The sequence below is a fragment of the Thalassospira lucentensis genome (assembly GCF_050516545.1).
GTDB lineage: Bacteria > Pseudomonadota > Alphaproteobacteria > Rhodospirillales > Thalassospiraceae > Thalassospira > Thalassospira lucentensis_C.
The window spans coordinates 1,207,565-1,230,685 of the sequence record NZ_CP191544.1; the positions used below are offsets into that span (position 1 = coordinate 1,207,565).

The window sequence follows — 23,121 nt, forward strand, 5'->3', positions numbered from 1 at the left end:
CTAGCACCGGGGCGGATTTCCACCCCGTTTCGTCTGACAGGGGACGTTAAACTCTGACTTCATATCGGGCAGGCGTCCAATGCCATGCCCCGGGGTACAGCAAACCACCCCACCCAGCGGTCCCTTAGCTCAACTGGATAGAGCAACAGACTTCTAATCTGTAGGTTGCAGGTTCGAGTCCTGCAGGGATCTCCATTTTTATTCAGTAATAACAATGACTTGTGGTTTCAGTTCCGATTGTCAGACTAAAAGTTAGTCACTGCTCCGAGAAAAGTTAGTCACTTGCCCGACTTGATCAGCGCGGTTGATTTTGTCAATCGCCATTTTCGCGTTTCTGCGCTGGCGTGTATATTTCTGCACCATTGAGACTGTCTCATGCCCCACAATGTCAGCGATTTCTTCCCAAGAAAGACCGAGTTCCTTGAGGCGCGTTGCCGCAGCATATCGACCACCATGTGAGGTGAAGTCTTCTGGCAAGCCTGCAGCTCTATATGCTTTGCGTATAAATTTTGAAAATGCGGTTGCGTCCATCTGCATGCCCATTGGGGATGGTACAAGGTTCATGCTTGTGGTTTTCGGTAGCCAGGCATCGAGAGTGTCCTTTAGCCGGTTGGCAACGGGTATGTCCAAACGCTTGCCGGTTTTGCTCTGAATGACAGAGACGATGTTTGATCGGATGTGATTTCGGGTCATGGTGCGCACATCGCCTGATCTTTGCCCCGTATTCAAGAGTAGTTCAAATGCCGCGCGTTCCTTTGTGCCAATCCCCCAATGCGATCGGAACTGATCGATTTCGAACTCTTCCCATGGTCTGTGGCCAACGCCTTCCTTCAGGCGTTTGAACCGAGATGCAGGGTTAACGGCGACATATTCCATATCAACTGCGAACTGCATTAGCAGGCGCAGCGTGGTCAGAAGGTTGTTTGTGTCCCTTGGGGTATCTGCCCCGGCATTGCGGATACTCAGAACCAGTCGACGACTTATCGCGGTGACATGCTTTGATCCACAGAGTTTGCCAATCTTGTCGAGTAGCCGGTGATGTTCCTTCTTCGTGCGCGGCTTCAGTTGTTTGAAGTTTGGGCTTCCCTTGTACTGCGCAATCAGATCGTGGACCGAACCTTTGGTAATGCCTTTCTCACTGGTCTGAAAACAGCGATGAATATCCTGATAGTTTTGCAGCCACTCGTTGGATCCGACCATCCCTTTGATGCGAACCTTCTGCCCATCGCGTCGATAATACGCATAGACCTTGCCCTTACTGCTGTACGTATTCACGTAGGGTAGTTCTACTGAGGTCATCGCAAATATCATCCACGTTGTGTGATTCGTCTTTCTGCGTTTTCTGGGTGGTTGTCAGGCCAGATCGACAGTTAAGGTATGCTTCGATTGCAACGCTATCCCACCCGAAGTCTGAATCCTTTTTGGGGAATCCGTCAAGCTTTGCGATCTTTCGGTGCATTGTGTTTGGCGTGCAGCCCAGATGACGTGCAAGCTGCCAATCAGTCCAATAACGAGGATCAGGAACGAATTCAGGAAGTCTTCTGGCTACCATGGCTTCCTCCGTTTCAAGGATGATTTTGCTTGGGTTTGATGTTTGCTCCCGGAACGCAATTTCATCTCTATCCGTGTGCCACACCCAAGATAATTTTGGAGAGCCGGTCTTGGGTCATTTGATTGAGTTGTCGGTTTGGACACCGCGGTCTTACTTGCTGCACTGCGACTGGTTGTCGAAAAGATCGCTGGTTTTGTTACACAGTTCATAATGTCCGCTCCATGTTGTTTCATCATGGTAGGATCAAGCCGTGTTACTGAGACTGTTCTTTTTTAAAAAAGTTACCGCTACTGCAATGCTCGTTTTGGGATCAGCCCGTTAATCTCACTCTGCAAGACCAGTCTGCAGGCAAGGGGGTTCCAGTTTGTCTCTTGGAAATTGGCCCATGCGAAGGAGACCCAAATGCTATTTTCGGAAGATAGCTATCCGTTTCAGGCTGCTCTTCGTTGGCAGGGGGATCGCACACGTGTTCTGTCTGAGGAAGAAGAACTGGCTCTGTATGAGCGTAATTGGGATTGGATCGGGATACTTGCTGAACCAACAAAAGAAGAGTTGCAGCACATCCGCAAACTAGGGTCTGGACTCAATTGACCCAACATCTGATTGCGAAAATCCGGACCATATTAAGGAAGTTTTCTGCTGACTTTTCGTATCGGATAGTCAGCCGCCTCATATCCTTCATACGGCAGAAGAAACGCTCAACAAGATTGCGTTTGGCGTAAAGACCCGCGTCATGAGGATAGGCTTTCTAGCATTTGCCTTGGCGGGGATCACCGGCAAGGCACCTTCATCCTCTGTCCCCCGACGGATACGTGTACTGCCATAGGCCTTGTCGGCGACAATGGCCAATGGTGGTTTTGACCAATTCAGGAAGCAGTCGATCATCTTGCTGTCATGGAGTTGTCCGCCACTGATCGCAAGGCGTAACGGGCGACCGAGTACATCTACAGCGGCGTGAACTTTACTTGTCCTGCCGCCGCGTGAGCGTCCAATACCCTCTGCCAGTTCCCCTTTTTTGACCCAGCCGCGGCGCGGTGAGCCTTCACTATTGAACTGTCGATAAAGACAAGCGCATCTTCATGTTCTGATGCTAGGGCCTCGAATATCTCGCGCCATATGCCGCGCTCTCCCCAGCGGACATAACGATTATAGATTGTCGTAGGCGGACCATATCTTCCTGGAAGATCCCGCCAGGGCGCGCCGGTTCGAAGAATGTAGAAGATGCCATTAAGAACTGTTCTGTCGTCCCGCCGTTTCGGCCCACGACCGTCAACAGGAAGAAGCGGAGCAATGATCGTCCATTCTTTATCGCTCAAATCAAATCGTGCCATGTGATAACTCCCTTTCCCAAAGGATGAATCACATTCCGACTATAAATTTCAAGCGTTCCAATTGGGTTCAGACCCTAGCTGAACGCAACAGATCGTGGCTCGTTAATGAATGCGAAAAGCGCATGGACAAGCGGCCTGCCAAGAGTATCTGATGCCTATAAGTGCCGGGTTAAGTGGCTATCGCCAACTTCATTGCCCTTCAATGAGGTGTCTGAACGTTCAAAGCTGATAGGCAACGAATGGCAAGCTTCATTGAGATGGGGCCGGCGTCTCGAAACCAAGTTCGTTTTTGGTTCTCGTGTTTCAATCTGTCGGCTTCTTGAAATGAAGACCAGTGATGCGGCCTTCTGGCGTCTCCGACAGACTTCTGGAAAGCTCAAAAATTTTTTGAGGAAAATGTACGATCGCCGTGTCGGTCTGTTCCTGGAAAGCAACTTTAAGTAACCATACGAACATCTGTGTTGGGACTTCCCTTAAAGGAGTAAACAACGTGTTGCAGAAAATCCGATTATTTTTTAACTCCGTTTTTGTACGTCACTTCTTGTTTGATCAGCTGGCGTTTTTCGTTTTGTCGCACTTAGGTCCCCAAAAAGGCCTTGGATTTTAGCCTTCTCCCCATGTTAGTGCGACAAATCTCGAAGGGGCGTTACACATTCACCAATAGTCATGTTGAACCCTTGTTGGAAACTCAATTCCTGTCAACGGTCCAACATGGGTTCAACAACGGTTCAACATGGGTCCAACAAGACCATGTTTTGACCTTGTTACGGTTGCATCAAGTTGCGAATAATGCGTTGCCCAGATTTCATGTTCAATCAGGGGTGGTATTCGGAGGTTTTGGAATTTGTCTCTGCGCATATCCTTGCCAATGCTTCGCGCGGTGCCTTAACAACAACGAGTATGCACGTAGTTTCTTGTCATAATTCGGGGTTATAACATTCGAAGCCTTGCGTTTATGGCACAGTTTAAGTTGCAAGAAATTGATATAATTTGCTTTTCTATGAAATAGATCCGCTCTGCTGAATTTATGAGGTCCTCGGACGTCTTTCCTTTGACGTGACTCATCAAAGGAAAAATCAATGTTCAAGCAACGAGAGCCATCGATTGATGCACTTCGTGCATTTGCCCTGTTCGGGATACTTGTTGTCAACCTACCGTTTTTTGCGATCACATTCGGCTTTGCGGGCATGGCATGGCAGGAAGCGACACCTCTGTGGGGTAACGTGATCGCAGCGGGGGTGATTCAGGGGCTGTTTGAAAGCAAATTCATCCTGATATTTTCCGCGCTATTTGGTTTTGCTGCCTTGCAGCAGTTTCAGCGGTATGGCCTGTCTTTTTACCTGCGCCGCCTTGTTATCCTGGCGCTGTTTGGCGTGATAAATTTGACCCTGCTGTTTGAAGCAGACATCCTTTTGCCCTATGCGGTTATTGGTTTGTTGCTGATATTGGTTCGTGATTGTTCGGTGCGTGTGCTTCTAAGACTTGGTGTTGGCTTTTGGGCTTTGGGCGTGATTGGTAACGCTTTGTTTGGTGTGAACATGATCGTAAACCCTGCACCTTACATCGCGCCGGAGGTGCCTCTTGCAGACGTACTGGCATTTGGGAGTTTTTCTGATGTTATTGCTGTACGTCTAGATCGCTGGAGTGGTTTTCAGCTTTATTGTCTGTGGAGCAATTATCTGCTGGTGATTGCCGCCATGTTCACCGGTTTGGCAGCTGCGCGATATTGTGATGTGCGTGGCTTTGAAACTTTGCTTGCCCGACTGCATTTGATTGGATCATTTACAACCTTCCCGGCAGTTCTGGGCAGTGTGGTTTATGGCTTACTTGCAGCCTTACCAGCATCAGCCGAACCTGAACGGTTCCTTATGTTGACTTTGATCTTTCGCCCGCTGTTTGCAGTGCCGCTTTCACTTGTCTTGGTGTCATTGGCCATGAGGTTTTTTGCGTCGCAGCGATTTTCCGGTGTCGTATCTTTTATTGCGCCAGCAGGGCGCATGTCATTGACCATTTACTTGGGTATGTCACTGATTATGGGATTTGTATTCTTTGGTTATGGTGCAGGGATGCACAATCAGGTCAGTCTTTCGGACTGCCTCTGGATATCAGCCTTGATGTATCTGGGTTGGGTTCTGTTTGCACAAGTCTGGTTCCGATTTGCGTTGCGGGGTCCACTTGAATGGGTGTTGACGTTATTGTCCCGGCCCGGATTGCGGCGGATTGAGCCATCGGTAACCGGAAGCTAGGGTCTGAACCCAATTGGAACGCTTGAAATTTATAGTCGGAATGTGATTCATCCTTTGGGAAAGGGAGTTATCACATGGCACGATTTGATTTGAGCGATAAAGAATGGACGATCATTGCTCCGCTTCTTCCTGTTGACGGTCGTGGGCCGAAACGGCGGGACGACAGAACAGTTCTTAATGGCATCTTCTACATTCTTCGAACCGGCGCGCCCTGGCGGGATCTTCCAGGAAGATATGGTCCGCCTACGACAGTCTATAATCGTTATGTCCGCTGGGGAGAGCGCGGCATATGGCGCGAGATATTCGAGGCCCTAGCATCAGAACATGAAGATGCGCTTGTCTTTATCGACAGTTCAATAGTGAAGGCTCACCGCGCCGCGGCTGGTTCAAAAAAGGGGAACTGGCAGAGGGTATTGGACGCTCACGCGGCGGCAGGACAAGTAAAGTTCACGCCGCTGTAGATGTACTCGGTCGCCCGTTACGCCTTGCGATCAGTGGCGGACAACTCCATGACAGCAAGATGATCGACTGCTTCCTGAATTGGACAAAACCACCATTGGCCATTGTCGCCGACAAGGCCTATGGCAGTGCACGTATCCGTCGGGAGATAGAGGATGAAGGTGCCTTGCCGGTGATCCCCGCCAAGGCAAATGCTAGAAAGCCTATCCCTCATGACGCGGGTCTTTACGCCAAACGCAATCTTGTTGAGCGTTTCTTCTGCCGTATGAAGGATATGAGGCGGCTGACTATCCGATACGAAAAGTCAGCAGAAAACTTCCTTAATATGGTCCGGATTTTCGCAATCAGATGTTGGGTCAATTGAGTCCAGACCCTAGTTTGAGTTGGTTAGGGAAAGAAAGGGCGTCGCTCGGACGCCCTTTTGGTTCATCGTTTCAAACCGACCTCAATTGCTTGTTTCAGGTCGGAAAGCAGGTCTTCGGGATTTTCAAGTCCACCATAGATGCGGACAAGCTGTGGATTGAGTTTGAAATGTTGGAACGCGCTGACATCGTATTTCTGATGAAGGACTGCAGCGGCCGGAACAATAAGGCTTTCAGGCCCACCCCAACTGACACCCAGACGAAACAGTCGAAGTGCGTTGCAAAAGGCCCGGATGTCGACAGCGTCATCCAAAATGATTGAAAACAGGCTTGAATGACCGTGCAGGGTTCGGCGCCCGGGATGAGTGCTGAAACCTGAATAGAGCACGGACGAAACCGCTGTATGTTCTGCAAGGTTTTTGGTCAGATATTCCCCGGTTTTGGCATGTCGCTGCATGCGCAGTTCAAGGGTATCTAAGCCACGCAAAAGAAGCCACGCCTCAAACGGGCCGAGTTTTCCCCCAAGATAGGGGAAAGTCGATCCGTTGATCCGGTTGATCAATTCCTGCCGACCCGTAACAACGCCTGCAACTGTGTCGCTGTGTCCGGACAGGAATTTGGACGCGGCATGAATAACAAGACCAATACCGAGATCAGCGGGTTTCTGGAAAATGGGCGTTGCCCAGGAATTGTCGATTACCGTGACAACGTTTTGTGTCTTGGCTGCAATTGCGAGCTTTTCAAGATCCTGTAATTCGAAGGTAAGTGATGTCGGACTTTCAAGAAACAGCAACTTCGCGCCGGAAATTGCTGAAATCACGGCATCTGTATTTGTGCCATCGATATAGTCGATCTCAACACCGATAGGTCTGAGCATCGTTTCAAACAGGCGATAAGCATCTGAATAGACGTTATGAACAGTCACAAGGCGATCACCGGGCGAAACAAGTGCCATCACGGTGGCGCTTATCGCAGCCATGCCACTCGAAAAGGCCCGGGATGCTTCAGTATTCTCCAGCCGGGCAATTTCACGTTCAAATGCCATGACTGTGGGGTTGTCACCACGCGCATAAATCGGCCCGCTGGGGTTCCCGGCATAAGCATTTGCCATATCGTCAAAATCGCGGAATGCAAAAAGGGATGTCTGATAAATCGGGTGAGAAACTGCACGAAAATGGCGTTCATAGCTTGGGTCATGCATTCCGGTATGCTGAATTTCGTCCTGATGCATATTCAATGGTTTTGCGGGCAGTTCATTCATGATGAAAGCTCCTTGATGGGAAGAGACCGGGTACCCGAAAAGGTCAGAAAAATGGCAAGTAAGGTGGTTAGTCCTGCGGCAAGCGCGGGGGCTGCGACGATCCCGTTGAACCCCATGGTCATTGGCAAAAGAAGTGCCAGCGGGATCTGGATGTAGCCTTGTGGGGCCATGCTTATCATTGCGGCGCAGCGGGCATTGTTGGCGGCTTGAAACCGGGAGATTATCGGCTGATAAATTCCGACAAAGGCGATCTGGATGGCCAGAATATCAAGAAGATGGCTGCCAAATTTGACAAGATCGGCATCATCAACAAACGCAGAGATCAACACGTCGCCAAATAGGAAAGAAACCAGGGCACAGCTTAACGAAAACCCGGCACAATAGAGGATAATCCCTTTGAATACTTCGTCAAAGCGACGTTGATTGCCAGCACCTGCCGCGTAACTCATGATTGGTTGTGCCCCAAGGCAAAAGCCGATGATTGGCAAGATTGCCAGTAACACAATGCGAAGAGAAATGGCCAATCCTGCCAGTTCGTCTTCGGTGCCATACATGGTTGCAGCCTGCATCAAAATGGCAAAGCAGACCGAAGCAAGTATCGTGGTCGTACTTGCCGGAATGCCAAGCTTTGCAAAAGGATAAAAGGCTTTAGACCAATTTAGTTGGCGAAGAGCAGACAGTGACGGATGCACACGACCCAAACGTTTGTGGAAATAGTAGATGTAAGCACAAAGGGCAGCGACCTGCGAAATAACGGTTGCCCAAGCTGCTCCTGCAATTCCCATGTCGAACCCAAAAATCAGAATGGGATCAAGCGTCATGTTCAGACCAAACGATCCGATCAGGGTATACATTGAAAAGCGGCTGTTACCTTCGCCGATCGCAATAAAGTCACACACGATCTGCAAAAGGACCAAGACTGAACAGGCGCCGAGGATGCGCATATAGATCGCAGCTTCATCAAAGACATTACCACTTGCGCCCAGGGCATATAAAATCGGGCCGTGAAACAGGGTGATAAGTATGGCTACGACGATCCCGAATATGACCGCCAATCCCAAGGCAAGTGACGCTGCACGGGGCGCATCATATGAGTTGCCACGACCAAGCGCCCTGCCGATTTCGGTTGATGCTGTTAAACCCAATCCATGCCCGATGGCACCGACAAGCATGAAGCAGGGGATTGAGAGCGTTACCCCTGCCATCGCGCTTAGAGCGTAATGTGAAACAAAAAAGGCATCGACGACCTGATTTATTGCGTTGATCGAAAGCCCCGCGACAGAGGGCAGGGCGAGCCGCAGGATCAATCGCATGATTGCAGGATCACTCAGGTCCGGAAGTTCACGCTTACGCATCAGGAAGCATCCTCGTCGCGCACAAAGTTCGGAACATAAAGACGGTCATCAAAGAAGCGTTCACGCAACAGCATCACGAGAAGCGATGTTTTGTGGGGGAAGCGAACCTGTTTGAGACCGGCAAACCCTGAACGCATGAGATTGCGGTTCTGCTGGTCGTGAGCAGCATCAGGTTCGCCAACGATCCGCTGGGTGCGAGGATCATCAAGGAACATGTAATGCATCAGTGATGGTAACCAGGCTGTAAGATATTCCTTGCCGCGAAAGGCCTCTTCGCCGATGGCAACATGCCAGCCACGATCAAAATCCTCGGCCTTGTAATGTTCGCCCAGTCGGTCTTCCTGCGCCCAATACAGTTCGAAATACCCGAACGGAGCGTCATCAAAAAAACCGATAAGTGGTTCAGTACGGGGATCATCAAGCCGGTTTTCAAGGAAGGCCCGATGCTTTGCCTCGGTGCCGGATTCTTCCCAGAAAACGTCTACACGGGGGTCATTCATCCATTGGTGAAAGTGCCCAAGATGGCGGGTTGTATCTGCCCGTTCAAACCGGATCGTCTTGTCAATCCACGGAATGTAGCGTGAATAAAGTGTCTGATAGGCACTTGGACGTCGAGTCGGATGACGTCGACCATTGGTTGAGATGTAGCGTAGTGGAAGAGCATCCCTTTCAGGATGGTGCAGCCAGTTCAGGGTCAATTGATACAGTTGGCCTGAAAAGATGGTGTGGCCATCCGCGGTTGGCGTGATTAACCCACTCCTGATCATACGGGCAAGCCATTCCGGATCAATTTGGTTGGGAAGGCGGATCTCGTCACGTGCCGGATGGGCGGCAAAAAGCGCCTCGGCCAATGCGGCTAAGCCATATTGATCAAGGATGTCTAACGTCAGGCTGGCGATGTCATCAAGAACGATCTGCCTGGATGTAAGGGTGAAATAGAAATCATGGTTCTCATCTTCACCTTTTAAATGGAGATGGCCGGTTTTGGTGACTGAATGCCATTTCTTCCCTTCTTGGGAATGGCTGATTTCCAAGGGGGTTCTTGAGGGTTTTGGGATTTCTTGCGTTACGATGTTCATGTCCGGAGCTCCGTGTTGCCATGGTTCCAACCCAACTGGGTTAGTTATCTCGCTGTTGTCCGGACGAATGGACGGGCATAAAATTCAGGGATCTTTTTTACATTTGCGGACAGAAAATTCTGAACTTGTAGCCCGACGGATCGTCCTTTGTTCAAACGCTGAAAATTGCTTTGCCAACATGGAGACGATCATGAACGGTTCTCAGGCGGTACTTGCCGCATCATCTGACCTGACGACAGAGCCCCGATCTACACCCGGTCTGCATTCTATCTCCGGTGAGGCAATTGGCCTGCCTTGGGCTGAGGCTCCTTGGCCGATGACGGGGTATCCGCACGAGGTAATTGATCGGTTCTGTCAGAGCGATCCAGACAGGTCAGTTATTGTTACGACCGAAGAAGTCTGGTCACGCAAACGCCTGAAGAAAACCTCGGATGCGATTGCACATGCACTTGTTACAAATGGAGTTCGGCCTGGGGACATTGTCGTTGTTGTCTTACCGAAGTCAGCTATGGCAATTGCCGCGATACTGGGGATCTGGAAGGCTGGCGCAGCATTCGTGCCAGTAGATCCGCATCATCCCGAAGCCCGCAATAAGCATGTGTTATCTGATTGCGGTGCGGGATTTGCTGTCAGCAATCAAAAGGGACTGGTGGCTTTAGAAAACACAGATATTAAAGCGGTTCTGGTTGAGGATATTGAGGCTGCGGATATCGAGTTTATCGCAGAAAAGCTGTATCCGGATCAGTTGGCCTATATCATTTATACGTCTGGTTCGACGGGGAAGCCAAAGGGGGTGATGGTCGATCACGGTCCTTTGGTTGACCATTTGAATGCGACGGGACCGCTTTATCTGATGGATGAAACATCGAGGGAATTACCCTTTCTGCCATTTTCATCGGACGGGGGGCACGAACGCTGGATTGTGCCGCTGATGGCAGGCGGTAGTATTTTGTTGCCAGACCAGCTTCTGTGGACACCGGAAGATACGGTAAGGGCGGTCCGCGCACATGGCGTTACCCATGCATCATTTCCGACCAGCTATGTTCATGAATTGGCGGGTTGGCTGCGTGAAAAGGAACAGACACTTGATCTGATATTGTGCTCCTTTGGTGGTGAAGCAATGCCAAGGGAGACCTTTAACCGTATCGCCAGAGCGATCAATTCACAGTATCTGATCAATGGTTATGGTCCGACTGAAACAGTAATGACCCCGATGCTTTGGCGGGTTAATCGGGACCAGCTTTGCGAGACAGTGACCGCACCTATTGGACGTCCGGTTGGTGATCGTTGGGCCTATATTCTTGATGGTGATTGCAATCGGGTGGCCCGCGGCGAGATCGGTGAAATTCATCTTGGTGGATATTGTATCGCCCGCGGCTATAACAATTTGGCCGAGAAAACGGACAATCTGTTTGTTCCGGACAGTTTTGCACAGGGTGATAACGCCCGGATGTATCGTACTGGCGATCTTGGCCGCTTTTTGCCAGATGGCATGATCCAGTTTGCCGGTCGTGTCGATGATCAGGTGAAAATTCGTGGTCACCGGATCGAACCAGCGGAAATTGAAACGGTCCTGCGCGGTTTTGACGATGTTGCTAACTGTGTGGTCATTGCAGCACATGTTGCATCCCGACTTGAACTGATCGCTTACGTGGTTCCGCGCTCTGGGGCATCGGTTGATACCCGATCCGTTCGTGCACGTTTGCAACAGTTTTTACCAAGCTCGATGGTGCCGGGCTACATCATTGAAATGACGATGCTGCCGCTTAATGCCAATCATAAGGTAGATAAGGCACAGCTTCCTTTGCCCCGTCGGGAAGGTTCTGTCACGCAACCGCAAAACGACGGCGAAGCTGCGGTTCTTGCAATCTGGAAGGCGGCATTGGGGCTTGATGATATCGGAGTTACCGACAATTTCTTTGAAATCGGGGGGAACTCAATCACAGCTCTTCGTGTGCAGGGAAAAATTCGCGAGCACTTCCCAAATAGTAACACCGAAATCACTGACCTATTTAATTTCCCAACCATACGGTCGTTTTTGCAGGCCATGTCAGAACCAGAATGTAAACCCGGTGCTGACATCGTGCATCTACAGAAAGGAAACCGGGATGCGCCGGTTCTTTATTGCTTCCCGGGACTTCTGGTCAGTACGCGCGAATATATGAAGCTCGTGAAAAGCCTTGGACCGGATCAATCGGCTGTTGGTTTCATGTGCCACTCGCTTTCAGACAGTCAGGAGCTTGATGTTTCGGTTTCGGATATCAGCGCACGCTATGCCGAGATCGTGCACCGCGAGGCAAAGGGCCGGCCTTGTGCCTTCCTTGGCTGGTCGTGGGGCGGGTTATTGGCCTATGAAGCAGCCCGGATGCTGGGGAATGATATCGATCTGCGTTTGATCGGTATGGTCGATGTTTGTGACATGGATGACGACTTTGATCTGAACGCCCGGCCAAAGTTTCAGCCAGGAGAACGTGCCGAAATCGAAATCCGCATTCGCCAGTGGCTGCAACGAACCTCAATGCGCGAGGATTGGGAACGTCTTTTGGCGCTGATGGATGATCTTGCCTATGCGCAGTTCGTCCATTTCGTTGGCAAAAGTGAATTTGGCTTGCCGACAGATGGGCCGGGTATCGGTACACGCGAGCATACCTTTTGGGTGTTGATTGATAATGCCCTTGTCTTCCGACGCCATGAGCTTCTTCCCTATGACGCCCCAATCGCATCCTGGTTGGCAGGGGATACAGTTAGTCGGAATCTTGATCTGATCGATTTTCAATCTCTGTCGCGACGCGCTGAAAGACCAGAACATATTCCCGGTACGGATCACCTGACCATTATCGGTGATCCTGCCTTTCACAAATTTTTTGGCGGGCGTTTGACACGTGCGTTTGAGCAGACAGGCAGCCTAGAATTTTCAGGCAACTAGAAGGACGCAGAAGATGGATAAACTGGATCTGGTCGGGATCGGGATTGGTCCTTTCAATCTTAGTCTTGCGGCCCAACTTGATGGCATTAGCGATGTAAAATCCGCGTTTTTGGATCAAAAGGCCGAATTCGCGTGGCATCCGGACATGATGTTGCCCGGTGTTGAACTTCAGACATCATTCCTTAAAGACCTAGTGACGCTTACCAATCCGACAAGTAAATGGTCCTTTCTGGCTTACATTGTGAATCAGAAGCGGATGCTTGATTTTATGAATGCCGATTTCGCGGCGGTGCCGCGTCGGGAGTTCGCAGCCTATCTGAAATGGGTTGCAGGTCATCTTGACGGGCTGATTTTTGGCAATGCGGTGCGTGAAGTCGCATTCGACGGAAAAGACTTTCAGGTATGTTCAGACCGTGGTGTCTATACGGCCAAAAATCTTGCTGTTGGCATCGGAAAACCCGCTTTCGTACCCAATTGGGCACGTCATCTGCCAACTGAAAAATGCTTTCATACAAGTCAGGCAAAATCGCGACTGCCTGACTTGCGTGGAAAAAGGGTTGCGGTCATCGGCGGTGGTCAAAGTGGTGCTGAACTGGTTGAATATCTTCTTGGTGGCAATAGAGACAGCGTGGAAGAGGTTCTGTGGTTATCACGTCGTGATAATTTCGAACCACTTGATGATACGCCTTTTGTGAATGAATATTTCACACCGGGTTATGCCGACGTCTTTGCCAATTTACCAGATGATCGCAAGCAGGAATTGATGTCGCGCCAGAAGCTGGCAAGTGACGGGGCGTCGCTTTCTACATTGAAATCGATCTATCAGCTGATCTATCGACAAAGATATCTTGATGAAGGCGATGTCGTTGGTCGATTGCTGCCGCAACGTGAAGTATTCCAAGTCCAGTATGATGGGGAAGATTTCCGGATCGCGGCACGTAATGGGCTTAATCAAGTTGTTGAGTTTTTCCACGCAGATGCATTGATTCTGGCGACCGGATACGAAACAGCGTTGCCCGAGTTTATGGCACCATTGCGTGCACGTCTGGAAGAAGGGGTGTCTGGTGCCTATCGGCTCGATGCGAATTTCCGTGCCTGTTGGGATGGGCCGGCAGACCGCGGCATTTTCGTTCAAAATGCAGGACGGATTGATTTGGGGATATTTGAACCGCAACTGAGCCTGATGGCGTGGCGTAGCGCAAAAATTGTTAATGCATTGTTGGGGCAGGACGTGTTCGATCTTGAGCAAAATCCCCCAATTGTTGACTGGTTGGCAAATGGGACGTCGATGGCGGGAGATGCGGTCGTTCAAGCGTGGGGATAACACGACGTTGTTTTGGATCTGCAGCCGAGAGAAGAACACTTGTCCCGGCTGCAGATTTCACAGATTTCACTCAGGGCGTGCCAGTTCGACACTTTGTAAAGCTTGGCGACAGCGCTGATCTGCCTGATGGATATAGGCGCAGACAGATGCCTTTGAGACACCGATATCTTTGGCAATGACATTTTGTGCGTAACCATCGATGCGGTGGCGACAAAATGCATTACGAACGTTGGGTGGCAGCTCCATCAAAGTGCGTTCAATGATACGCAGAGCCTGACATCCATTTAGCCGCGCTTCGGGGCAGTTGGTAATTCCAGCTGAGCAAAACTCGATCTGATCGCTATCGGCAAACAGGTTGCGCTCAAACGTCATCTGCCGCACCTTGTCGATGGCAAGGTTCCGCACGATACGGGTAATGAAGGCCCTTGGCGTGGTGATTTCTTCTTCGATCCGTAAAGTTAGGAGTTTGGCATAAGTGTCCTGGATGATGTCGTCGGCAAGGTATGGGCATTTGACGACGGATTGAGCAACGCGACGCAGCTTTCCTTCGGTTTCTTGGGTTTTCAGCAACAGGTTTTGCCGTTGTTTGTGTTCAAGTGACTTTGATTCCGGATGGTTTGAGAGATGCATTTTCCAATAGTCTCCGTTGGTTTGCTTATGAGTGAAAATGATATTCACTCGCAAATTCGGAACGTTGTTTTGCACTCTCCGCGAGGTCGATACGCATTTTGTTTCTTGAACAGGGTCTGATTGCGAATTACATCCAGCCTATTGTTCATGAGACGGGATTATCGACGGGTTTCAGTAAGGGAAACTGCGGCACCCGACAGGGGCCGCAGTCAGGCAAGGTACTTGCGAAAACTCTAAATTTTGGCGAGCGGGCAGGTTGAACAGATATCAACACTGGTCAGCAAATAGCGCAGGCAGCACACACGCCTCGAAAGACTGCCATCTTCAGACTGCTTGGTGCTGTATGGATTGGCCAGCGGGTTGCGCATTCCGTCAGGTCCTTTTGCATCAGTGATCAATGGCGTAAGCGAAATGCGGTGTTCCTTGAGGACACTCTTTTCGACATAGGCAATGACCACCCCGACATTTGACCAGAATACTTTTGGTGAAACTTTTGATGCCGTCGAAAGTGATACGATTAAAGGTTCGAGATGGTTGGTGATCAGATCATGAAAATGTGTCCACGGATCAGGAGCCAAGGGGGCATGGATCGTCTGGCGAACACGCCTGTCGACAAGGTCAAATCCAGTTGGACAATTTGCGTCATCGGACTTCAGGCTTATAAATCCGGCCTCGAACGGCAATATGAGTTCTCCGGCAGCCGCCAGAACCAGTAAGGGCGACAGCAGAAGGCCAAAATACCATTGCGACCACATTGAAATTGCCGCACGTCGATCATCATTGGGGTATTTCGCTTGGCAATAGTGATCAAGCAGCCGTGAAAGACATTCGGGATCATGCAGGTCAAAGCAGTCAATGCCATCAAGCGCGCCAGACGTGATGCGATGACGTTCGCCGATGCCTTGATAGGGTCCTTGCGAAAGGCTTGTCTTAATTTCAGAAAGCAGTTTGTTGCCCGTCTCTTCGCATGCTGACGGATACCGGGTTATGTTGGCGGGCTGTTGGGGTGCTGACATCATGAACCATTTCGTCCTATACGCATAAGAAGCCAGACCAGAATTGGACCGGCAATGATCGCGGCCATCAGGCCAGCAGGTATTTCCCACGGAAAGAACAGCATCCGCCCAAGCCAATCGGCACTTACCATCAGGGCTGCGCCAATCGCCGCTGCGCCCATCGTGTGTGAAAGTGCGTGGCGAAAGCCCGCCAGACGCGCAAGGTGTGGGGCGATCAGTCCGGCAAAGCTGAGGGGGCCGACCAAAAGCGTGGCAGCAGCCGTCAGGATGGCGGAAAACAGCAGCATAAGGCCGCGCGATATTGACAAATCTACCCCCAATGATTTTGCGGTCATTGGGCCAAGCGGAAACAGATTGAGCCAACGTGCAAGCGCAGGTAGGGCAGGCAGTGCTGCAACTGCGACGATTGTTAAAATACTGGCGCGGTCGAAACTAAGGCCATAAGTTGATCCGGAACTCCAGGCCAGTAGTTTTGCTGCACGTGGATCGCCGCCGGCCATCAGAAATGCGATGAAACCATCAAACAATGCGCCGATTGCAATCCCGGCAATGAGAATGCGTTCTGGCGCATAACCCGATTGGCGGGTCAGGGCAAAAATGGCGACAAGAGTTGCAAACGCACCAATGGACGCACCTGAAATCTGAAGCCAGGCCGATGGCGCATCCATCGAAAAAATGACGATGATCATGCCAATCGCCGCACCGGCGCTTACACCCAAACTTTCGGGGCTGGCCATCGGGTTGGCAGTCATGCGTTGCAATACGGTGCCGGCAATCGCCAACATTGTGCCCGCCGCCAATGCCCCAAGAATACGTGCTTCTCGCCATGGCCAGACTGTTTGAAGGTCACCGGCCCATTGAAACTGCCAGAAACCATTGATGTCGCGCCCGATGACGATTGCCACCACTAAGGCCAGAAGCACAAGCAAACAAAGCAGAGACCTGATGTGAAGAAGGTTTCTGTTCCCGGTTTGCATCGATGTTGTGTTTCGCACAGACATGGCATTCGCACGGAGTTGCCTGATGAGAATGATCAGAAGAGGCCCGCCAAAAATGCCGGTCAACGCCCCCACAGGAACAAGGGTTCCGATATGGGCAGAAAGAACCTGAACGCCTTGGTCCGCCGCACAAAGCAGCAGCGCACCAAATGCCGCGGAGCATCCAAGTTTTGATCGTAACCGCCGAATGCCCAGCATTCGGGTGATTGCGGGGCCGGCCAAGCCGACAAAGCCGACAATGCCCACTGCCGCAACAACGGTTGCGGTTAACCAGCAACCGATCAAAAGACACAACATACGTAAACGTGCAGGCGATGCGCCAAGTGCTGTTGCCTGATGGTCGCTAAGATTTAACATCTCAAGCGGGCGGGCCAAAGCAACCGCAACGATCAAACCAACCGCGACCTTGAGACTTAGCGGACCAAGGATGTACCAGCCATCCTGCGTCAGGTCACCGCTGCCCCAGATAAATAGGCTTTTGAGCCATTCATGATGAATGATCGCAAGTGCAGTGGTTACTGCCCCACAATAGAGCGCAACAATCATCCCCGTAAGGATCACGACCAAGGGGGAAAAGCCACTGCGTCGGGCAAGTGCAAAAACCAACACACCAACCATTAAGGCACCCAGCAGTGCTATGACATCATGACCAATGAATAGAGCACTGGGTGCATACAATGTGGCCAGTGTTAAAAACAGTTTTGCGCCGCCAGCAAGCCCAAGTGTGGAAGGGGATGCCAACGGGTTTTTTAGAGTGTGTTGAAACAGGGCACCTGCTGTTGCAAGACCGGCGCCAGCAATGAGTGCGATCAGAAACCGTGGTATCCAGCCATGTGTCAGCAGTAAGCTTTGTGTCCCTGGCGTGGTTGCAAGATCAAGAATGTCCGCAGGATTGAGGCTGCCGGTTTCGATGTGCAGAGATATGACGCCAAGCAACGCTGTGGCAGCAAAAAGTGCTGTCGGAATAGCCCGATGATACATCGTAGGCTTACGCAATACGGTTGTCATGATGCGGGCTCCGCATTCCCTGTGTTGGTATTCGACAGAGAACTGGCCAATAATCTGGCAAACCGACCGGCGGCATACAGCCCGCCAAAAGTTGCAACGGGCGGCATCTTGATCAGCCCATATCGTTTGATGGCCGGAAGTTCCGAAAGAATGGGGCTGTGATCAATTGCCCGTTCGACATTGTCTGGCACCGGTTCGATGGCAATCATCGCAACATCATCATAATGTGCGATCTGATCGATTGTGACGGTCGCAAAACCCCAATGGTTGGTCGGGCCGGTCCAGACGTTGTGAATGGGTAATCGATCAATCACATCCTGCATCAAGCTGTTTTTCCCAAACACACGCATATGTCGCGGGGATAGCATACTTGTGATTAAAACCGAATTCGGCTTGGCCTTGGAAAGGGACCTGCTCACTTGTGCAATATGTTCAGAGGTTTCAAAAACCAGTCTGTTGGCGGTATCCGGATAACCTGTGACATCGCCAATTTTGTGTGCAGCGGCAATCGCATTTAGAAACGATGTCTTGCTGCTGGAATAAATGTCGATTTTCTCGATAGGGGCCAAGTCTTGCAGGTTGGAATACTGGTTTGCATAAAAGCTGCTGGTCAGGATCAGATCAGGTTCAAGCTGTGCCAATCTTTCCAGACTTGGTTGGAAGCGTGCTCCTAGATTGATCACTTGGTCCGGTACTTCCGGTTCCTGGACCCATGCCCGATAGCCAGGAATATCCGCCATTGCCAGCGGAACAATTCCCATCGCCAGTGCGGTTTCACTGATTGCCCCGTCGGCAATCACGATGCGTTTGGGCGGTTCGGCCGAACTTGGTTGTGACATAAGCGCCGAGAATGTGCAGCTTGACCCGGCAAGAATCGAAGCACGGGTGACAAGGCGTAAAAATGATCTGCGTGAATGTGAATGTGAAGGTGCAGTTTCGTGCATTGAATGACGCCCCGTCACAGATTGGCAAGGGCAACGGGATGCCCGGTGGTTGGGTGGGGGTGAACAAGCATGTCCATACCAAAAATATCGCGCAGCATGGCGGGCTGCATAAGCTCGTCTGGTGTGGCATCTGTGACCAAGCGGCCACCTTTTAACGCAACGATATGATCTGCAAATCGTGCGGCAAGATTGATGTCATGTAGAACGGCAATGATGCACAAGCCATCCTGTTTGCCGAGTTTTTCGAGAAGAAGCAAAATCTCATATTGATGGGCGAGATCAAGTGCCGAGATTGGCTCATCAAGTAAAAGACATGGCGCTTCCTGTGCCAGAGTTACGGCAATCCAGGCGCGCTGTCGTTCGCCACCAGACAGAGTTCTGACTGCGCGCTGGCGCAGCGGTTCGAGCCCGGTCAAAACGATGGCACGTTCAATTGCCTGCCTGTCTTTATCCCGTAGTCGGCCGAACGGGCCATGCCAGGGATAGCGTCCTAGTGTGACCAATTCCTCGACCGTATAGTCTGCTCCATCGCCAGGATCCTGTGCCAGATAGGCGACGTTCTTTGCAAACTCCCTTGCGCCAAATTCAGCAATGTCTTGGCCATTGAGCGTGATTGCCCCGTTTGATGGCTTGTTTAGCCCGGCCAGCATTTTAAGCGCTGTCGACTTTCCCGAGCCGTTATGACCGACAATTGCTGTCAGGCTTCCGGTGCGGAAGGTGACAGAGAGTTCATCTAGAAGTTTTATGCCCTCTGCTGTTTCGAAACGGGCGTTTTGCATGGCAAGTGCGACAGGGCGGTTAGTTAAATTCATGGCCTTAAAACAATCTTGTGAAAATGCAAAGAACCCGCGTTTAACGGGAACCACAGGAAGCAGATCCGGGGCGCGATATGACGCCCCGGAATATGTCGTTACCAGTCGTATTTCAACGTTGCTGCAATGGTCTGTCCTTCGTTCTGGTAGCAATATCCATTGTTGCAAATGGCGGCCTTTTTATCTGTCAAGTTTGTGCCGTTGATTGCAAGAGACAGGCCTTCAAGCTTGTTACTGACTGCACCGAAGTTATACCGAATGGCAGCATCCATCAGTGTGTAGGGCTTGTTCTTGCTGGTATTGTTATAGTTGGCATAAGTTGAGTCGGTGTAACGAACACCTGCACCGATGCCAAAGCCGCTTAGCGGGCCATCATGGAAGGTGTAGTTCGCCCAGGTTGAGGCGGTTTTTTCCGGAGTCACCAGTGGCGTGTTGCCGCGATAGCTGCCTTTGACGATTTTGGCGTTGTTATACGCGAAGTTCGCAACAAGGCTGAGGCTGTCGGTTACGTTAGCTGTGCCTTCGACCTCAAGTCCACGTGATTCAAGCTTGCCGATTGATTCATAATAAGAGCCGACTGATGAGCTGTACCCGGCATAACGCGCGACATTGTCTTCGGTCAGGCGATAGGCCGAGATTGTGACGAAGCTGTCAAAGCCAACTGGTTCGTATTTAACACCGACTTCATACTGCTCGCCCTCTGTCGGGGTCAGCATCTTGCCTTCGGAGTCCTGACTTGTGCTTGGCAGGAATGAGGTTCCCCAACTGACATAAGGCGACACACCATTGTCAAACGCGTAAAGCGCACTGGCATTAAAAGTGGTTGCGGTGTTGTAGTCGGTCGATCCGGTATTGGTCAGGCGGCTGATCCGTTTGCGTTCCGTATAGTCAAAACGCACCCCGCCATTTAGATGCCAGTTTCCAAGTTCAATCTGATCCTGTACATAGAGGCCGGACTGGCTGTAGGTGACATCATCAAACGTTGTATAGGCAGGCGTCGTACCGGAAATCGCTTTGTCAGGATTGTTCAGAAAGAAGGTGTAGTCACTCAGCACGCCGCTTGAACCAAACCTGTAATCGGACTGCGAATACATTAGATCCAGACCTGTCAAAACCTCATGCTTGACGTTTCCTGTTTCAAAGGTCGTGATCGCCTGATTGTCGACCTGTGCGCTCCACAAGGTTTCTTGAACTGCTTGTGCTGCCCGGTGATACTCGGTGTTGGAGTTCTTCCAGCCACCTCCTGTCACACCACCAGTCAAATAACGTGCTTCGAGATCGAAATAACCAAATCGGGCATTCTGTGCCAAGGTCACAGGCACGTTGTTCAGGTCATGGGTCAATTCGTAACCAACCTGAAACTGATCCTGTTTCTGATAGTCGTAATCCGCATCACTGGTGCGGTAATCAAGGATTGCGCCGTTCAGGTTTAAAAGTGTTGCTGAGGCATCGGTCTCATCGTGCTGGAAAAGCGTATAAACCGTCAGGTCGGTGTTTGCATTTGGCTGCCAGCGGATGGTTGGAGCGAACATCTGCCGGTCATCTTGAATATCGTTGCTGGTTTCGCCATAGCGCGCCAATCCAACAAACCGTGATGCCCATTCGCCATTTTCGCTAAGGCCCAGATTGTAATCAAAGCCGCCTTCATAGGATTCCGTGTTGGTAAAGCGGCCATACACGTTATTGTGCGCATCCTTGTGCGGACGTTTGGTCACACTGTTCAGCAAACCACCGGGTGTGGTTTGCCCGTACAGGGCTGCTGTTGGCCCCTTGACGATTTCAAGTTGTTCAAGGCTGTAGGGTTCGGTTCTGAAGGTTGCGTAAACGCCGGTCATCTGGCGCAGGCCGTCGCGGTAGTCGCCGTAGATATGAACTGGATAACCGCGGACATAGACTTGATCAAAACGGGGGTCATAGCCGTAATTGTTGGTCGCAACGCCCGCAGTATAGGCAACCGCGTCTTCGATGCTGGCAACAGCACGGTCTTCCATTTCCTGTCCGGATACGACAGAAATGCTTCTTGCGGTCTCGACCAAAGGCGTGCTTGTCTTTGTTCCTGCACTGCTGCGGGTGGCGACATAGCCATGTGCCAGATCGTCCGTATTTTGAGTGTTTGCTTCGACATAAACCGGGGCGATAACAGTGGAACTATCGCCATCGGATGTTTCAAGTTTCGATAAAGAAACTGTGTTTTTATCGGTGAAGCGATAAGTCACACCACTGCCCGAAAGCAGGATTTTAAGTGCATCATCTGGTGTGTGAGTGCCGGTCAGTGCGGAACTTTTCAGTCCAGAAACCCGATCCACATCATAAAATAATTGCAAATTGGTTTGATCGGCAAAGGTTAAAAGGGCCTGATTTAGGTCCTGTGGCGAGATGGAAAATTCAAATACTGTAGCACTACTTTCAGTAGCGTTTTGTTGCTGTGCCTTTGCGTTGGTGGTTGCCCCTGCAACAACCAATCCAGCGGCAAGAGCCGCCAAACTGACACCGCGCGCCAGTCCAAAAGTCAGTCCTTTAATCAATCCGGCTTCACCGGCTTGTCTTACCTGCACGACACAGACCCCCATTCCTTAGTATTTTCTGATAACGCAAATGATTTGCATTTGCTTGTATTAGGAGAGACGGGATTTGCGTTCTGATTCAGTAAGGTAAATTTCAGTTTTTTTGTTTTTATGTTCGGAGATCGCGCAGAAGACCCAGAAAACTGCGGTTTCCGGCGCACGGGGTTTGATGATTAATAGAGGACTGTCAGCAACGGTGTGATCGACACATTGTGCACATCAAGTTCTGTAGCGATCAGTTCCAACCCGGTTTGCGGGTTACTCATATCAAAGACACCGCTTACTCTTTTTCGGGCGGCAGCTTCGTTTGCGATTATTATTGTTCCGTGCTGGTAGCGCGAAAACTCTGCGACCACTTCGCGCAAAGTGACCCGATCAAAGATAAGTTTACCTTTTTGCCAGCTCAGAATACGGTCCGGATTGATAGATGATATCTTTCCGATGGCATGGCGATCGTAGTGAACAGCTTGGTTTGTCGATACAACGGCTGTCCTGTTTTTGGATGTGCTATGTGACAGACTGACTTCGACCTGATGTTCGAGAACGGCAACGGTCGCGTAATCAGTGAAACTTTCGATGACAAAGCGTGTCCCGAGCGCACGAGTCACACCATTGGCTGTGGAGATCTCAAATGGCCGATTGTTTGCCTGTTCTTTTGAAATAGCTTGAAAATCAGCAAGCCCGGAAAGCAGTTCGATATGACGTCGTTCGGCTGTAAAGGTAACAGCTATTGCACTATCGGGGCCAAGAGTAACGGTACTGCCGTCCTCAAGCGTAATAGCGCGAACTTCGCCGACCGATGTGTGGTAGTCGGCAGCCAGCAGAAGTGTTGGATCCCCCACTATTACCCTGGTGGAAATCAGTGCGATCAGAAGACTGGCGGCAAGTGCGGCATAGCCCCATGTTCGTTTTCGCAACCGAGGGTGCGGTTTTTTTTGTGATGCACGTTTCTCGAACGAGAGAATGTTTGGTGTCGGAGAAACTTGTTTTATGGCATGGGGCGTGTTCGGGGTTTGTGAAAGAACAGAAGCATCCATCAAGGCAAGTGCTTCATTGGCCTCGCTAAAGGCCTTCTGGTGGATCGGGTTCTGATCAAGCCAGATATTGAGTGCATCATGTTCTTCCGCACTGAGGTCGCCATCAATCATACGCGCGATCCATTGGGCGGCGATAAGATCAATGTTTTCCTGTGTTTCGTATATTTGGCTCACGTTCTCAACCCGCATGTGCCGATGGTTTATAAAGCTCGTCCTT

The 23,121-nt window shown here is 50.7% G+C and carries 15 protein-coding genes, 1 tRNA gene and 2 pseudogenes; 6 read left to right on the top strand and 12 right to left on the bottom strand.

The genetic code is table 11. The features are described 5' to 3' along the window. Positions 1 to 118: 118 nt before the first annotated feature. A tRNA-Arg gene (locus ACQ0MK_RS05605) sits at positions 119 to 195 on the top strand. Between the two features lie 57 nt (positions 196 to 252). On the opposite strand, the gene ACQ0MK_RS05610 is transcribed toward ACQ0MK_RS05605, so the two are convergent. Further along, positions 253 to 1,299 carry a tyrosine-type recombinase/integrase gene (locus ACQ0MK_RS05610; protein ID WP_430475183.1) on the bottom strand — a complete coding sequence of 349 codons (1,047 nt, stop codon included), beginning with the start codon at positions 1,297 to 1,299 and terminating at the stop codon, positions 253 to 255. A 655-nt stretch (positions 1,300 to 1,954) separates the two neighbouring features. On the opposite strand from ACQ0MK_RS05610, the gene ACQ0MK_RS05615 reads away from it, so the two are divergent. Then, positions 1,955 to 2,143 carry a hypothetical protein gene (locus ACQ0MK_RS05615; RefSeq protein WP_430475184.1) on the top strand — a complete coding sequence of 63 codons (189 nt, stop codon included), beginning with the start codon at positions 1,955 to 1,957 and terminating at the stop codon, positions 2,141 to 2,143. Here ACQ0MK_RS05615 and ACQ0MK_RS05620 read toward each other — a convergent pair. After that, positions 2,136 to 2,883, bottom strand: a pseudogene (locus ACQ0MK_RS05620) (IS5 family transposase). The gene ACQ0MK_RS05615 and the pseudogene ACQ0MK_RS05620 sit on opposite strands and share 8 nt — an antisense overlap. 1,079 nt (positions 2,884 to 3,962) lie before the next feature. On the opposite strand from ACQ0MK_RS05620, the gene ACQ0MK_RS05625 reads away from it, so the two are divergent. Beyond that, entirely contained in the window at positions 3,963 to 5,129 is a 1,167-nt protein-coding gene (locus tag ACQ0MK_RS05625) for a DUF418 domain-containing protein (RefSeq protein WP_430475185.1), read from the top strand. Positions 5,130 to 5,230: 101 nt separating this feature from the next. Beyond that, positions 5,231 to 5,949: pseudogene (locus tag ACQ0MK_RS05630) on the top strand (IS5 family transposase); the annotation flags it as partial. A 65-nt stretch (positions 5,950 to 6,014) separates the two neighbouring features. Here ACQ0MK_RS05630 and ACQ0MK_RS05635 read toward each other — a convergent pair. The 3 genes from ACQ0MK_RS05635 to ACQ0MK_RS05645 are packed head-to-tail and all read right to left on the bottom strand — an operon-like array spanning position 6,015 to position 9,645. Continuing rightward, positions 6,015 to 7,211, bottom strand: a complete 1,197-nt coding sequence (locus tag ACQ0MK_RS05635) for an aminotransferase class I/II-fold pyridoxal phosphate-dependent enzyme (RefSeq protein WP_430475186.1) — start codon at positions 7,209 to 7,211, stop codon at positions 6,015 to 6,017. Beyond that, positions 7,208 to 8,566 (bottom strand): MATE family efflux transporter, encoded by a 1,359-nt coding sequence (locus ACQ0MK_RS05640; RefSeq protein ID WP_430475187.1) that lies wholly within the window; start codon positions 8,564 to 8,566, stop codon positions 7,208 to 7,210. The genes ACQ0MK_RS05635 and ACQ0MK_RS05640 overlap by 4 nt, the downstream gene beginning before the upstream one ends. Continuing rightward, positions 8,566 to 9,645, bottom strand: a complete 1,080-nt coding sequence (locus ACQ0MK_RS05645; protein WP_430475188.1) for a GNAT family N-acetyltransferase — start codon at positions 9,643 to 9,645, stop codon at positions 8,566 to 8,568. The genes ACQ0MK_RS05640 and ACQ0MK_RS05645 overlap by 1 nt, the downstream gene beginning before the upstream one ends. 190 nt (positions 9,646 to 9,835) lie before the next feature. Here ACQ0MK_RS05645 and ACQ0MK_RS05650 point away from each other — a divergent pair, with 190 nt between their 5' ends. Together ACQ0MK_RS05650 and ACQ0MK_RS05655 are read left to right on the top strand one after the other, a co-directional pair. Next, the gene (locus tag ACQ0MK_RS05650; RefSeq protein WP_430475189.1) at positions 9,836 to 12,571 is read left to right on the top strand and encodes an amino acid adenylation domain-containing protein; all 2,736 of its coding nucleotides are present in this window, start codon (positions 9,836 to 9,838) and stop codon (positions 12,569 to 12,571) included. 13 nt (positions 12,572 to 12,584) lie between these two features. Next, the gene (locus tag ACQ0MK_RS05655) at positions 12,585 to 13,895 is read left to right on the top strand and encodes a lysine N(6)-hydroxylase/L-ornithine N(5)-oxygenase family protein (RefSeq protein WP_430475190.1); all 1,311 of its coding nucleotides are present in this window, start codon (positions 12,585 to 12,587) and stop codon (positions 13,893 to 13,895) included. Positions 13,896 to 13,961: 66 nt separating this feature from the next. Here ACQ0MK_RS05655 and ACQ0MK_RS05660 read toward each other — a convergent pair whose 3' ends face one another. From ACQ0MK_RS05660 to ACQ0MK_RS05690, 7 genes are all read right to left on the bottom strand, one after another. After that, positions 13,962 to 14,525, bottom strand: coding sequence for a sigma-70 family RNA polymerase sigma factor (locus ACQ0MK_RS05660; protein ID WP_430475191.1), 564 nt, complete (start codon positions 14,523 to 14,525; stop codon positions 13,962 to 13,964). Positions 14,526 to 14,758: 233 nt separating this feature from the next. Then, positions 14,759 to 15,544, bottom strand: coding sequence for a siderophore-iron reductase FhuF (gene fhuF, locus ACQ0MK_RS05665; RefSeq protein WP_430475192.1), 786 nt, complete (start codon positions 15,542 to 15,544; stop codon positions 14,759 to 14,761). Next, the gene (fhuB, locus tag ACQ0MK_RS05670) at positions 15,541 to 17,547 is read right to left on the bottom strand and encodes a Fe(3+)-hydroxamate ABC transporter permease FhuB (RefSeq protein ID WP_430475193.1); all 2,007 of its coding nucleotides are present in this window, start codon (positions 17,545 to 17,547) and stop codon (positions 15,541 to 15,543) included. The genes fhuF and fhuB overlap by 4 nt, the downstream gene beginning before the upstream one ends. Next, positions 17,544 to 18,491: an ABC transporter substrate-binding protein gene (locus ACQ0MK_RS05675; RefSeq protein WP_430475194.1), complete on the bottom strand. Its 948-nt coding sequence runs from the start codon at positions 18,489 to 18,491 to the stop codon at positions 17,544 to 17,546. The genes fhuB and ACQ0MK_RS05675 overlap by 4 nt, the downstream gene beginning before the upstream one ends. 14 nt (positions 18,492 to 18,505) lie before the next feature. Beyond that, positions 18,506 to 19,303: an ABC transporter ATP-binding protein gene (locus tag ACQ0MK_RS05680; RefSeq protein WP_430475195.1), complete on the bottom strand. Its 798-nt coding sequence runs from the start codon at positions 19,301 to 19,303 to the stop codon at positions 18,506 to 18,508. Positions 19,304 to 19,401: 98 nt separating this feature from the next. Further along, entirely contained in the window at positions 19,402 to 21,858 is a 2,457-nt protein-coding gene (locus tag ACQ0MK_RS05685) for a TonB-dependent siderophore receptor (protein WP_430475196.1), read from the bottom strand. Between the two features lie 182 nt (positions 21,859 to 22,040). Beyond that, positions 22,041 to 23,078 carry a FecR family protein gene (locus ACQ0MK_RS05690; RefSeq protein WP_430475197.1) on the bottom strand — a complete coding sequence of 346 codons (1,038 nt, stop codon included), beginning with the start codon at positions 23,076 to 23,078 and terminating at the stop codon, positions 22,041 to 22,043. Between the last annotated feature and the right edge of the window lie 43 nt (positions 23,079 to 23,121).

Excerpts from the sequence above, each read along its gene's own strand:
- ACQ0MK_RS05610 (WP_430475183.1), bottom strand. The coding sequence starts at position 1,299 with ATGACCTCAGTAGAACTACCCTACGTGAATACGTACAGCAGTAAGGGC.
- ACQ0MK_RS05615 (WP_430475184.1), top strand. The coding sequence starts at position 1,955 with ATGCTATTTTCGGAAGATAGCTATCCGTTTCAGGCTGCTCTTCGTTGG.
- ACQ0MK_RS05625 (WP_430475185.1), top strand. The coding sequence starts at position 3,963 with ATGTTCAAGCAACGAGAGCCATCGATTGATGCACTTCGTGCATTTGCC.
- ACQ0MK_RS05635 (WP_430475186.1), bottom strand. The coding sequence starts at position 7,211 with ATGAATGAACTGCCCGCAAAACCATTGAATATGCATCAGGACGAAATT.
- ACQ0MK_RS05640 (WP_430475187.1), bottom strand. The coding sequence starts at position 8,566 with ATGCGTAAGCGTGAACTTCCGGACCTGAGTGATCCTGCAATCATGCGA.
- ACQ0MK_RS05645 (WP_430475188.1), bottom strand. The coding sequence starts at position 9,645 with ATGAACATCGTAACGCAAGAAATCCCAAAACCCTCAAGAACCCCCTTG.
- ACQ0MK_RS05650 (WP_430475189.1), top strand. The coding sequence starts at position 9,836 with ATGAACGGTTCTCAGGCGGTACTTGCCGCATCATCTGACCTGACGACA.
- ACQ0MK_RS05655 (WP_430475190.1), top strand. The coding sequence starts at position 12,585 with ATGGATAAACTGGATCTGGTCGGGATCGGGATTGGTCCTTTCAATCTT.
- ACQ0MK_RS05660 (WP_430475191.1), bottom strand. The coding sequence starts at position 14,525 with ATGCATCTCTCAAACCATCCGGAATCAAAGTCACTTGAACACAAACAA.
- fhuF (WP_430475192.1), bottom strand. The coding sequence starts at position 15,544 with ATGATGTCAGCACCCCAACAGCCCGCCAACATAACCCGGTATCCGTCA.
- fhuB (WP_430475193.1), bottom strand. The coding sequence starts at position 17,547 with ATGACAACCGTATTGCGTAAGCCTACGATGTATCATCGGGCTATTCCG.
- ACQ0MK_RS05675 (WP_430475194.1), bottom strand. The coding sequence starts at position 18,491 with ATGCACGAAACTGCACCTTCACATTCACATTCACGCAGATCATTTTTA.
- ACQ0MK_RS05680 (WP_430475195.1), bottom strand. The coding sequence starts at position 19,303 with ATGAATTTAACTAACCGCCCTGTCGCACTTGCCATGCAAAACGCCCGT.